Source organism: Pseudomonas fluorescens group sp. (assembly GCF_020093335.1).
GTDB lineage: Bacteria > Pseudomonadota > Gammaproteobacteria > Pseudomonadales > Pseudomonadaceae > Aquipseudomonas > Aquipseudomonas petroselini.
In genome coordinates this window covers 15,431-28,534 of record NZ_JAIOKW010000036.1, presented here as the reverse complement: position 1 = coordinate 28,534, position 13,104 = coordinate 15,431, and the positions used below count along the sequence as shown (strand labels likewise).

The 13,104-nt window shown below is 59.3% G+C and carries 9 protein-coding genes; 1 reads left to right on the top strand and 8 read right to left on the bottom strand.

The window, feature by feature from the left end:
• The first annotated feature begins 310 nt into the window (after positions 1-310).
• Positions 311-1,636, top strand: a complete 1,326-nt coding sequence (locus tag K7431_RS25225; protein WP_012723885.1) for a sigma-54 dependent transcriptional regulator — start codon at positions 311-313, stop codon at positions 1,634-1,636.
• A gap of 116 nt (positions 1,637-1,752) precedes the next feature.
• Here the strand turns inward: K7431_RS25225 and K7431_RS25220 are convergent, their stop codons facing one another.
• The 8 genes from K7431_RS25220 to K7431_RS25185 form a co-directional block, all read right to left on the bottom strand.
• A complete protein-coding gene (locus K7431_RS25220) occupies positions 1,753-3,057 on the bottom strand; it encodes a hypothetical protein (protein WP_012723886.1) in 1,305 nt (434 codons plus the stop codon).
• Between the two features lie 49 nt (positions 3,058-3,106).
• Positions 3,107-3,853 (bottom strand): hypothetical protein, encoded by a 747-nt coding sequence (locus K7431_RS25215; protein ID WP_012723887.1) that lies wholly within the window; start codon positions 3,851-3,853, stop codon positions 3,107-3,109.
• Between the two features lie 39 nt (positions 3,854-3,892).
• The gene (locus K7431_RS25210) at positions 3,893-4,573 is read right to left on the bottom strand and encodes a C39 family peptidase (protein ID WP_012723888.1); all 681 of its coding nucleotides are present in this window, start codon (positions 4,571-4,573) and stop codon (positions 3,893-3,895) included.
• 75 nt (positions 4,574-4,648) lie between these two features.
• Positions 4,649-5,392 (bottom strand): hypothetical protein, encoded by a 744-nt coding sequence (locus K7431_RS25205; protein ID WP_012723889.1) that lies wholly within the window; start codon positions 5,390-5,392, stop codon positions 4,649-4,651.
• A gap of 67 nt (positions 5,393-5,459) precedes the next feature.
• Positions 5,460-6,011, bottom strand: a complete 552-nt coding sequence (locus K7431_RS25200; RefSeq protein WP_012723890.1) for a hypothetical protein — start codon at positions 6,009-6,011, stop codon at positions 5,460-5,462.
• The gene (locus K7431_RS25195) at positions 6,011-6,460 is read right to left on the bottom strand and encodes a hypothetical protein (protein ID WP_012723891.1); all 450 of its coding nucleotides are present in this window, start codon (positions 6,458-6,460) and stop codon (positions 6,011-6,013) included. The genes K7431_RS25200 and K7431_RS25195 overlap by 1 nt, the downstream gene beginning before the upstream one ends.
• A gap of 329 nt (positions 6,461-6,789) precedes the next feature.
• Positions 6,790-7,785 (bottom strand): FecR family protein, encoded by a 996-nt coding sequence (locus K7431_RS25190; protein WP_043205257.1) that lies wholly within the window; start codon positions 7,783-7,785, stop codon positions 6,790-6,792.
• Between the two features lie 161 nt (positions 7,786-7,946).
• Positions 7,947-13,034 (bottom strand): dermonecrotic toxin domain-containing protein, encoded by a 5,088-nt coding sequence (locus K7431_RS25185; RefSeq protein WP_012723893.1) that lies wholly within the window; start codon positions 13,032-13,034, stop codon positions 7,947-7,949.
• Positions 13,035-13,104: the final 70 nt, after the last annotated feature.

Genomic DNA, 13,104 nt, shown 5'->3' with positions numbered 1-13,104 from the left:
TGCCGGCGGTTGGGCTGACCGTGCGGCGGGTTACTTGTACTGATGCACGATGGCGGGGTACGGGTCACATGTTAGAGCAACTATTTTCAACTTTTAGTGATGGGCGTCATGTAAGCGGCTGTTTTGAAAGCTGAATGAAAGTTCTGGCAGTGCCTAACTTTTTTGGCGTAAACGCGCGAAAGTGGCTTTTTGCCCAGACTTATAGCGAAACGGTACAAGCCCCGCGTCAAGACCTTGCTAGGGTTAGCAGCAGACGTCACAAACTGTTGTTTCTAAATAACTTTAACAATTTTGACGCCAAGGAACAGTCATGGGTGGACCCCCCGTTCAACGTCGATTGCTAGTGGTTGACCCCTGTGACGACTGCCACGGTCTGTTGCCCGGTTTGCGGACGGCGGGGTGGGCCGTCGACAGCTGTACGTTGGAAGCGGTGGGTGACCGATCCTGTGATGTCGGCCTGTTGCGCCTGCAGCCCTACCATCTGGAGCGTCCGGAAGCGGTCAAGGAGCTGATCGGCCGCAGCGGCACGGAATGGATCGCCGTACTCAGCCAGGACGTGTTGCGCCTGCAGAACGTCGGTGACTTCGTCTGCGAGTGGTTTTTCGACTTCCATACTTTGCCCTTCGACGTTGCCCGCGTACAGGTGACCCTGGGACGCGCGTTCGGCATGGCACGCTTACGGGGCAAGGGTCAGACGCCGGTGGACGAACCCGAGCATGAACTGCTGGGAGACAGTCGGCCGATCCGCGAACTGCGCAAATTGCTCTCCAAGCTGGCGCCCACCGAATCCCCGGTGTTGATCCGTGGCGACAGTGGTACCGGCAAAGAGCTGGTGGCCAAGACCCTGCATCGTCAATCCCAGCGCCACGCCAAACCGTTTGTGGCGATCAACTGCGGGGCGATCCCGGAACACTTGATCCAATCCGAACTGTTTGGGCATGAAAAGGGGGCATTCACCGGTGCCCATCAGCGCAAGGTCGGACGTATTGAAGCCGCGAACGGCGGCACGCTGTTTCTCGATGAAATCGGCGATCTGCCGATGGAACTGCAAGCCAATCTGTTGCGTTTTCTGCAGGAAAAGCAGATCGAACGCGTGGGCGGCAGCCAACCGATTCCCGTGGATGTGCGCGTACTGGCGGCGACTCACGTCGATCTCGAGGCCGCGGTGGAGAAGGGCACCTTCCGCGAAGACTTGTATTACCGCCTCAACGTCTTGCAAGTGGTCACCGCGCCATTACGCGAACGCCATGGCGACGTCGCGATGTTGGCCAACCACTTTTCACGGTTCTACAGCCAGGAAACCGGCCGCCGCCCCCGCAGCTTCAGTGACGACGCCCTGATCGCCATGGGCGAGCACGCCTGGCCGGGCAATGTCCGCGAGTTGGCCAACCGCGTGCGCCGCGGCCTGGTACTGGCCGAAGGGCGCCAAATCGAAGCCGTTGATCTGGGATTGCAGGGCCGGCAGGCAATTTCGCCGCCCATGGCTACACTGGAAGACTACAAGCACCGCGCCGAACGCCAGGCACTGTGCGATGTGCTCAACCGGCACAGTGACAACCTGAGTGTCGCCGCCCGCGTGCTGGGGGTGTCCCGGCCCACGTTCTACCGGTTGCTGCACAAACACCAGATCCGCTAGGGCGGGTAAACCGAAAAGCCCCGCAACGACCCTTATCGTTGCGGGGCTTTTCCTTTGTTGTGGTAAACGGGCTTGTCGCACCGCCCGCGTTGGGCGGCGAAGCAGCCCCTCCTCAATCAAAAGTAATACGGAAACTTCAGGCTGAACGTAAAGTCCGGCGCATCATCCGTCATCCCGATCGCCAGGTTCGGCACTATCGTCAGGTTGTCCGATGCGGCAATCGTCATCCCGACGTTGAAGTAGCCGGCGTTGGCGTCGCTGGACACCACCGATTGCCAATCCCCGCCATTAGGTTTGAGCTTGCTCTTGCGCTGTATCAGGTCGGAGACTGAGAACGACATACTCATCTTCTCGTTCAGCGCGAAGGCAACGCCCATGCCGACCTGGAAGCTGTCGCCAAGGCTGACCTTGCCGCCGACTTTCTGGTTGACGTCACTGCTGATGTCATCGAATGACTCTTCGAAGTTGTGGGTGTAGGACAGCGAACCAAACAGCACGGCCGGGTCGAACGTCTTGACCAGGGATATGCCGGGAGTAATCGACCAGACACCGTTACCCGTAGGCAGGTTTTCCGGGACATACAGGTTGTCGTTGGCGGTAGACCTGACCAGCTTGATGCCAAAGGGCTCTTTACCGGTTGGCGCCTTGACGCGTACCGACACCACCGCATCCGGCAGGGTGGGGGTTTCATCCAGGAATTTGTACGCCACGCCGAAGTTGACGTCGCCGATGGTCGGGTCGCGGGTCACCGACTCTTCCGATGTGGCGTTGCCATTGTTACCGGCACCGCCCGACTGGTAGGTCGATTCGCGGTAGATCACCGGTACGTTCACATCAAACTGCCAGCGGTTATCGAGGTTGTAGCGACCGGTCAGGTCAAGGGTCCAGTTGTCCGACTTGATCCGGTCCAGGTTGATATTGCCGAGGAAGATCGAGTCCAGCGCCAGGAAGCCGTTAAGCGTCAACTGGCGGGCGTCGTAACGCGCATAAGTGACACCGGTTTCAAAGCTGAACTTGCCATTGCCGAAAAAGCCGCTGGCCTCGTTATAGAGGTTACTGACGCTTTGCGCAGGCGCCGAATCGTCCTTGAGAGACTGACCATAGGAACTGCCGCCGCCGCCTGCACCACCCGAGGCGGCCGCAGCGCCGGTACCGGCGACGGTTGCACCGCTGGCCTTCTGGAAGTCTGCCGGGGATTTCGCCAGGCGCTTGGGCGCCGGTGTCGCCGGTTGATCCTCAACCTGGCGTACCCTTTGCTCCAATACCGCCAGGGCTTTTTGCTGCACTTCGTACCGCTGCTTGAGTTCCAGGAGTTCTTGTTTGAGGGTCTCGATATCGGCGTCTGGCGCGGCATACAGCATGGATGCTGGCAAGAGCGTACTTAAACAGACCACCGCACGTAACGATAACGATCGATGCATGAAATAAGCCGTCCTTTTCTAATGCGAAAGTGTCGAGGGTCAGCGTAGTTCAATAACCGAGAGTGCGTAGGCCTTTAAGTTGATCCAAATTGCAGTTCAACGCCGGGTTGTTCAGTCCGTTATTGCCCATTACCACGTTGAGCTGGGTCATGTTGTTGACGAAGTTGGTATTCCCGGTCAACACCGTGCCTTGCAGCACTTGGCCGCCGCCAATCTGCTGGAGGCTATTGCCTTGGTTATGGTTGGCCTGGATCGCCATCTGCAAGCCGCCATTGTTGGCCGATACGCTTACGCGGCCCGCCGCGCTGTCGCCGGTAACCGTACCGCCGGCCACCAAGACTTGCCCCGATTGCACAATATTGGAAGGCGCAAAGCCGTTTTCAGTGACGTTGATACCGACATTGTTGTACGCCGTGTTGCCGTCGCCGGCGGTGCGCACGCTTTGTGTCACGCCGGTGCCAGTGCCCAGGCCAGCGCCTCCGGTGACGTTGCCGGTGCCGGTATTCTGGTTCGTACCTGTGCCTGCCGAGCCGGTGGTCTGCACATAAAACTGGGGGGTAATGGTCGATGAATCGACTTGCATGCTGGCTTTGCCGGTGATGGTGTCACCCACGGCATTGGTCCAGGTGCTGCTCATGACAATGCCGAAGCTGATGATCCGCCCCGGCATCACGTAGCGGCCGCGCAGCTCGGCCATTTCCGAATCCTTGAGTTCGATCGGTTTGAACCCTGATGAAGCATAAGCGGGCATTGAGGCTGCCAGACACAAGACCGTCAGCCAACGGGAAGTGTTCATCTTTCGCTCCTGGAGCGTCCTGCCCCTTATTGCGCTTCTTTAGAAGAAGTCGCTCTGGATGAAACCGAAATCCATCAGCTCGGCATCGCCTACGGGCCTGAACTCATTCAACTGGTTCTTGGCGGTCAGTGGCGTGGGCGGGTCGAGCAAGGCATTGGCCTTGTCGTAGCCTTCACCCAGCACGGCGAAAACGATGCCATTCCAGCCCTTGACGAAGTCGTCGTGTGAATAGCGCTTATGGCCCAGCACGGGGTCGCCGATATAGACCCAGTCCTTGTCCGCGCGCTGCAATACCACGAAGTGCTTGTAGCCACGAATTTCCAGCAGCACCACCACAGGGATCTTCACGGTCACCAGGGTGTCTGGCCCGATCTTGTAGCCCCGGGCACGCATGCCGATGCTTTCGAGGTAGCGCTTCATGTCCAGCATGGAAAAGCCCTGGGTGCGTACCAGGTCCTGGTCCGCATTGACCAGCATGCCTTTGATGACGTGGTCTTCGTCTACGTCCAGCCAATAGCCCTGGCGCAGAATGGTGGCGAGTGCCGCAGCACCGCAGCTGAAATCGGTTTTCTGTTCCACCAGGTTGGCGAACCGGCGCTCACGGATACTCTCGACCTTCTTGTAGATGACTGCACCGCCAGGCATGGCGGAGATCGCCATGGTGCCTGCCCATGTAGGGCCGGTGAGCAACATCAGGAGGGTGAGGGTCGCGAGGCGCATGATCGTGTGACCTGCTGGCTACTGATATAAAAAACAGGGAGTAAAAAAGGGCCTTGTTGCCAAGGCCCCTTTGGATCAGAAGCGCACGCCGCTGGCGCAGACGCTGCAACCCTGGCCGATCGACAGGCTGTTGCTGCCTTGGTTGCCGGCACCGGATTGCAGGTTCACACCCACGTTGCCGGAGTTGCGGTTAACCGAGTTGTCGAGGCTGGAGTTGTTGGACACGTACTGAGGTTTGCCGCCGTGATGGCCGTACCCGGTAGCCGCGGTATTGAGGTAGTTGTTGGCGAGCGAGTTTTGCTCGGTGTTGGCGGCCGCTGCGATGTTTTTGCCATCAGCCGTGGTGATCGCCAGGTTGTTTTTGCCTTGGTTGCCTTGACCGGCCTGGCCGTTGTAGCCCAGGTTGCCGGAGTTACCGTTAGCCGAGTTGTCCAGGGAGGCGTTGTTTTGCGTGCCTTTGTTGACGAAGTTGTTCAGCCCGCTGTTTTGATTCACATCGACCACGGCAAATACGGTGGCGAAGTCGCCTTTGGCGCTGGAAATCGCGCCAGAGTTGTCGGCTTGGTTGCCGCTGCCGGCTTGAACGTTCACACCGACGTTACCGCTATTGCCGGTCACCGAGCCATCGGCAGAGGCGTTGTTTTCGGTTTTGGTGTCGTCAAACTTGTTGCCGACGCTGTTTTGTACATCCGTGACCACGGAGGCAACCACACCGGTTGGTTGAGGCGCAGGATGCCAGCCACCACCTGCTTGAGCAGCAGCAGCCATCAGGGCGGCGAGAGCGAAAACCAGTGGTTTCAGGGCCATTTGAGGTTTCATGGTGTTTCTCCTTGCTTCTAATTAGTTGGTTAAGTGTTGGTACGGTCTAGCCAGTGCTACCAAGCTGTTACTTGATAGTGATGCCCAGGGTGTTAGCCACTCGGTTCCCCACCCCAGCACTCTGGTTCACCTGAATCACTCCTCGGCTGCCTGTGAAGGCCTGGTCGCTTGTCACGACCTGGCGGCTGCCAGTGGTGGGGGTGAGCCCTGAGTCGGTTGCCAGCGTCGTCGTGTTCTGTTGCAACAGGACGCTGTCGTCTATGGCTTGCGGACCAGGGTTGATGCTGATCCGCACGGCATTGACTGATTGGTTATTGGCCCCGGCTGACTGGTTGATGCCCAACATGCCGTTGCCATTGGTAAAAGAGGTGCCCTCGATCGCTGCCTTGGCGGCCAGAGAGGGGTCGACCTTGCCGTTCATGTTCTGGATATTGCGGGTGGTGCCCTGACCACCGAGTGCGACGGCGCGGTTGTTGGCGGTTTGCTGCTGGTTGCCCGCCGCCTGGTTGATCATCACGTTGCCGTTGTAGGCTTGGCCGCTGTTGTTGATCACCGCGGTGTTGTCGGCCATCGCCGAGGCACTGCCCAGCAGGGCCAGAAGGAGCAGGGAACGGTTCATTATTTGCCCCCCATCATGCTGCCGATGTTGTTCAAGGGCGCCATGCCACGCTGGATCGAATCGCTGATCTGCCCACCCACGGAAGCCCCGGCACCGTGACCGGCGGCTGAGCCGGAACCGAGTGTTGAGACACTGTTTTGGGTGTTGTTCAGGCCCGGAATGTTTCCGTTGGGCAGGATGGCGCGGGTAATGCCCGAGCCGCTGGCGATGCCACCGATGTCCATGTCACTGAGCTCACCCGTGGAACCAAGGATCTCGTGGCTTGGATTGGCGTTGGCGGTGGTGGGGTAGGGGTCTTTACCGAATGAAGGTCGACCGTACATGTGCCCTTGTACGTCGCGGCCGGTCACGATCACGCCGTCAGCTGCCAGGGTCGGAAGACTGATGCTGGCGCTGAGTACACAGCTGACCAGCAGTACGTTCATCGAACCTTGAGTGAGTGTGATCACGGCGGCATTCCTTATTCTTCACGCTGACCCTAAACAGCGTTGTAAGGGAGAGAGCAGAAGCCGTGCCGCTTTTTATTTATCTTGGTTATTCAATGGGTTGCGTTTAATGCGAGGCAAAATGATGGCCGCACTGTATCAGCCGTGAGACAGCGACCCTTAAAGCCCAGGCTACCCAGCCACTGCACAACCGCTTCACCTCCCTGTATCAGCGTTGAAACACCGCGCATGACAAAACGATGAACGCGCTCACCGTGGGCGGTTCAGGGCATGCAGGTGTAAAAAAAACGGACACTTCGGGCGCGCGCAAGCCTACGCCGGAGGGCGAAGACTCAGCCTTTAGGGGCTTTACGCGGGATGGAATTGAGTACGGGGTTGCCGTCTTGGTTCTGGGTCAGGTAGACCGGCAGCACCTTGGGCAGGGAGGGCACGAGGTTGTTGACCTCGTTGATGTTGTAGATGCCGCCGATGCGGATCGCCCCGGTGCTGGCGTCGGCCAGCATCACCGGTTTGCTCAGGTAACGATTGATCAGCGGCAACGCATCGGCCAGGGCCAGGTTGTCGAGGATCAGCTTGCCCTGGCGCCAGGCCAGTGCGGTGTCGTCCGGGTTGATCGGCTGCACGCGAGGCGTGGCGTCACCCTGCTGATAGCTGGCCTGCATGCCGGGCGTGAGGGGCACGCTGCCGTGTACTGCGTCGCTGGCGATTTGTACCGAGCCTTCGAGCAGCATCACCCGTACCTGGTCTTCGTATTTCCACACGTTGAACTGGGTACCCGTGACGCGTACCTGGCCATTGCCGGCGCGCACGATAAACGGGTGGGCGTTGTCATGGCTGACCTTGAAGAACGCCTCGCCCTTGTTCAGCGTGACCCGGCGCTGGTCCTTGTAGTTGCTGTAGACCAGCTCGGTGCCGAGGTTGAGCTCCACCTGGCTGCCATCGCCCAGGGTGACCTGGCGTAAACCCGTGGTGGCGTCGAAGCGCTCATAGGAACTGGGCAACCAACCGGCTTCCCAGCCGGTAAAAGCGGCGAGGGGCAGGGCGACCAGGCAAATCGCCGCTGCCACTGCGTAGGTACGCGCCCGGCTGCGGGGCTTGAAGGGCACCACCACTGGCGCAGGTTCTTGGCGTGGCAGGTGGTCGGCGACGTCCCAGATTTCGAGCATGGCCGCATATTCAAAGGCATGCAGCGGATGGGCATCGTGCCATTGGGTAAACGCCTGACGTTCGCCCTCCGTGCAGTCAACGGCGTGCATGCGCATGCACCAATGCGCAGCGGCATCGGTGATCGCGTCATATTCGGCTTCTGATAGAGACTGTTCGCGCATTGACCCATCCTGATTTCCCACATTCTAACTTCACGGGCCCGTGACGAGAACAGCGGTCATGGCGATTGCACATCAATGTTGAACGAATTTAGGCGAGACAGCGGTTGAAACCTGCCATATAGCACTTATTCTCATTAATTGGCGTGTCCAGTCTCCTAGGTTCAAGGTGTCGTCGGTATAGGGTCGAGATGGCGTCCCATCTCACAGATAAGACGGGCGATGGAGTCGGCGTTGCACAGAATCGTGTCAATGCGGGCGTCCGGTGATGTGCTGTCCAGAAACGCGTCGCGCGCATCTTCCACAGTCGTACTGCCCGTGGACTTTTGGACGGCTTTGAAGATGGGGTCATCGGAGTCCGTAGAGTCGAAGCTCTCCCACATGCCCGAGAAGTCGTTCCAGCGTGAGAACAGCTGGTGACGCGGGGTGGCCAATGACAGGGCTTCGCGCTGTATCTGCTGCAAACTGTCGCGGGCGAGCCTGCCGGTCACGGTCAAGATTTCGATCAGGTCCGAGAACGGCCGGCGTGATTCAGCCGTGCTGATATCGTGGGCGGGCGTGTAGAGATGGGCGAACTCGTGAATCAGCGTGGCCGCTCGCGCATGGCCGTCAATGTCGAACGGTTCGGTCAATAAATGGGTGTATTGGTGCAGTTGTTGATCAAAAAACCGTTCGGTGAAAAACACTTGCTTGCTCTGGTCTTTGGCGATGACGAACGCTATCACGCCTTCAGAGGGATCACTGCCGGTGCCCACCACGAACCGTGAGCTGTTCAACAGATCAAGGCTGGGGTCCACCAGGGCTTTGCACACCGGGATCAGGACTTTTCTCATTTTTTTCAGCATGCTTTCGTCGATGTTGTCGGCGTCGAACAATTGCCTCAGGAACCCCTCCAGGCGGGTACCGGGTGTCAGCTGCTTGAGTTGCACCAGGTTGTGCATGGCGTTGAACGCATAGAAACGCGCCAGATCCAGCGCTTCGATGATCTGCATGGCCTTGGTGGGATACAGGCGGCGAATCTCTTCCATACCCGTCGCTTCGATGTTCAAGAACATCTTTGCGTTAAAGCGGGTCACGTAGCGATTACCCAGTCGCGAAAGCGCCTTGCCGTATTGCAGCCTGTGATTGTGCGGCTCCAGGACCAGACGCTGCAGACGGGTACTGGACACCAGAGGGCCGTCGCTGCCGGGGGCTTTGCCGGCTATTCGCAGTCGCTTGGCGTGTTTGATCGGGTAGACCTTACCTTCCACTGCGCCGTAGAGCGCTTTGCCATCGGAGGTGGCGTAGAGCCCGGTTTTCGGCTGTATGTGCAAGTCCGCCAAGGCCACATCGTTGACTTCGTAGGATTGCAGGCGCGTACGCCTGGGGTCTGTCACGTCGATGTCCGTGAGCGTTGGCGCGATCGGGGCTGCAGGGGTTTTCAGGTCGCGTTCATCCACCTCGTTGAACACCGGCGGTTGCGCCTTGGGCACCGGCGTGCGCACTAATTGCTCCACCGTCGCCATTCGCGCAACACCGAAGATGAACGAGCGCAGTGCATCCTGCCAATGGTGCTGTTGCAGTGCCTCGGCCGAGTCCTTGAACAGGGTGTAGCTCTGCCAGATCAGCAAGGGTAGCTGCAGTTTGCCCGGTAAGAACCTTGCCGCGCGCTGCACGCCGCTGCTCAACAGGTGCTTGATGGTGTCCCAGAAGTCTTGGCCATCAGGGTCAAGCTGATGCTCAAGCATGCGTCCCATCACCTGCCGGTTGTCCTGGTACAGCTGTTTGATGGCGTGGCCCTTGATCGGCTGATTGGCCAAGGTGATTTCCGATGTCGCACCTTTGGTACCCGCCAGCAGGTTTTTATACGTGGCCTTGTGCGCACCCAGCAGGTGGGCAACGATCCAGTCTTGCAGCCTGCCGGGTACATTCAGTTGGTTGAGAAACTGCGCCGTGCTCTCGAACTCCTTGAAACAGTGGCTTGGGTAGTACGGCGCATAGAGAATCAACGGGCCTGTGGTGCCGGCACTGATCAGATAAAGGCCCAGCGCCTTGGCGATGCTGGCGCGAGGTGTCGCAATCATTTCAAGGGGGCGAATACTCGCCGTGGCACCGTCGACGGCGGCTCGCGCGATGGCGTCCGGCATGTCGAATACCTGGCGAATCAGGGTGTAGCCGGCGTCCGATAACTGCTCCTGCAGTTTCAGCGCATGGGCGTGTTGCAACAGCTGCCACGGCAATTGCTGGACGAAACGCCGCTCACGCGCCTGGGCGCCCGGTTGGTCGGTTTCCATTTTTTCCTTGAGACGGTCCTGACCGTCCTTGGCAATCTTCAAGTTCGCGAGGAGTTGGCGGACAGTCGATTCGGTCAGGGTCTTGGCGCCCGATTCCACGGTGAAGGAACTCGCCTGCTCGTTGATGTGCGCCAGGGCGTAATCGACGAGGTTCTGCCGCTGCCCCCCCAACGCAAGTGTTGGCGTTATAAACACGTCTTCGGGGTAAAGGGTGTAGTCCACCAGCATGTCGCTGAGCGTGTCGTGGACATGCTGGCGCAACGAGAACAGCTCATACAGGTAGTCTTTCTCATCCAGGGTGTTGCGTCGGTATTGTTCCAGCAACTCGGCATGGTGGCGCTGCTCTTCAGGTGGCGCCATGCCCAACCAGGCCGGCAGCGAGCGTTGCGTGACAAAATAATGCGCGAGCTGCGCGGCGCCCTCCAGGGGCGACGCGGGAAGCACGGCTAAACGATTCAAGAATGCCTTGCCGGTCGGCTTCTGTGTTAGCCAATGCGCCCTTTGTGCGATGTAGTGGTCGATCCACGACTGCTGGCGGTTTTCACTGATGGGCTCGGTGATCAGCCAGAACGCCCCCAAGGTATATCTGGCATGGGGCAGGCGTTGGCGCGGGTCAAGGTTTTCCAGGAGCGCCAGGCGTGCGTCGGGATCTTCCAGCCGCGCCTTGAGTTGTTCTTTCGCTAGCGACGGGGACGCGAAGCTTTCCAGGCCCCACGCCGGGGTCCAGAGAATCGCGCGGCCCGAGTGATGGTGGTCCAGGCCGCCGCGTTCGGTGAGCATCAGGCAATTGGCCAAGCGGTGGCGCAGGCTTTGCCCTTCACGTTCGACGGTGACGCAGTAGACATCCGGGATGAACCCTTGGAGGTCCTCCCGTCGACGGCGGTCGGGAGTGTCGCTGTCAAAAACGGCCTGAATGATCGACTCGTCCCTGGCGTCCAAGCTCTTGTTCAGGCGCCGCAGGTGCGCCTGGCTCAATATTGCCTTGGACATCATGTCGCCCATCAGCGGCAACAGGCTTTCAAGGCGTGCACGGGGAATGTCGCCGATGTCCTGGTGTTTAAAATGAGTCAGCACGCCCTCGACCATCCGATTGAGGGCCTTGACGTCCAGGTTGGACAGTTTCTCGGCATGATTGCCGTTGCGTGGCTGATAAACGCCGTAATGACGGGTCTCGGGAACCGGTCCGAGACCTTCGGCCAGGCGGCCGATGAAGTGATCCTCCAGGCTTTGGCTTTCCAGAGGCAACGCCACGGCACGCTGGTCGGCGCTGTCAGCGTAGCGATTGATGAATACCCGTGCCGGATCGAGCTGTTGGCGCTCACGCTGTCTCAAGTTATCGATCAGCGGGTCCATGACCGAGGGCAATGGCTTCATCAGGTCTTCCAGTGCCTTTGGGATATCAATCAGTTGTTTGTACAGCCGTTCTGCGCGCTTGGCGGCGGCCGACACCGGCCGCGTGGGGTCGGCCAATACGGAGTGAGTGGTCCAGCGCTGTGCGCTGTCCAGCGCCAGAAGCCGGTCGTCGACCATGAAGCGCACGTCCAGGGCATGGTCCAGCAGCGCCGAGAGGTTGATATCGCCGCGTTCGCGACGGAACTGGCCGAGCACATAGATCAGGTTGTTTACCTGCTTATCAATGATGCGTTCCATCAAGTGTTCGAACACGTTGCCGACGATGAGATTGCCGGTGACCTGAGGCTCGGTAAAGCCGATAAACAGCAGGCGCTCCTCCAGGGACATAAAGTTGTAGACATCGTCTTCATAGGCGGGCGCCTTCACCATCGCCTTCAAGGTCTGGATCAGGTCGGCGTGGTCGGCCAGCACTTGCAGCCCTTTGGGCGGCGAGTAAAACCAGGTGTGGGCGTTGCCAATCATCACGCAGCTGGTCAACTCGACACCATGCGCCGCGTGTTCCCAGAACCGCACGGTCTCCCAGCGCAGCCCGCCACTGGCCTGGGCGCGCGGAACACCGTCAGGGAGGAACAGGGCGGCCAGTTCATCCGCTTCTTCAGGGGTGATGATCGCGTCCTGGCGTTTGAGCAGTAGATCGATCCGGGCCTTGTGCGCCATCGTTTGTGCCAGGAATGTGCGACGCGAGGTGCCGTGTGGCGTGTCGGTATTCCAGAAAGTCTCCAAGGTGTTTTGCAAGAACGACGACAACTGCCGTGACGCCTGTTCCAGGCCGTTTTCCCACGGGGTCAGTGCTTTGGATACGGGGGTGTATTGGGGATGGAAAAACTCACGTGTCTGCCCCACGGGCCAAGCCTGCTGACGATAGCGCAACAGCAGTGCATCGGTGATCGGCAGCGAATTGACCCATTGTCGAGGTTCACCGTCGGTGGGCCCCACCTTGAAAAAGTTGACCCGCGCGCGGCTGGGATCGAGCGTGGGCAGGAGTGGGCGAAACACGCTTTTGAGCAGGTCCTGAAGCATCGTCTCCAGGCTGGGCAGTTTAACCAGCTCGGCGAGCACCGCCTGCAGGTTGAGCGTTTGCTGGTGGTCCAGGGCTTTTTTTTGCGCCTGGAAAACATCCTGTGCAATATCCTCGGCCGTCAGCACCAGGCGGTTGTCCAGGATCAAGCCGGCGCGTGTGCCCAACGCGATGAACTGCAACAGGTCATCCGCTTGTGTGGCGTCCCTGAGTCGTTCGGTCAGCTCGACGAGCAAGCGTGCACGGTTATCGAACTTCTCCAAACCTCCGTAGGGCGTATAGAGAAACGCCGGGGTGTAGTCGCCTGTCGAACTCATCATGAAGCTGCCCGCCAGCTCCAGCGCCGACGGGGTGTTTTTGTTCAGCCAGAGGGCTTGGGCGATCATCGGCGGTTCTTGCGCGCGTCGCGTGGCGTCGGTGGCGAATGACAGGTTGCGCAGAAACCCGATGTCCTTGGCGGTGATGCTGAAGTGCCGTTCGCGTTCGCGTTCCTTCCAGCCTGTGCGCAAGGCTTCGGTAAAAAAGTAAGGCGGTTGTACCTGGCTCATGAGGCGTTCCTTAAAGACGTTCAGACGGTGCGACGGCCCCGTCCGGTGAGTCTTGAGGCTAAAGCGCGGT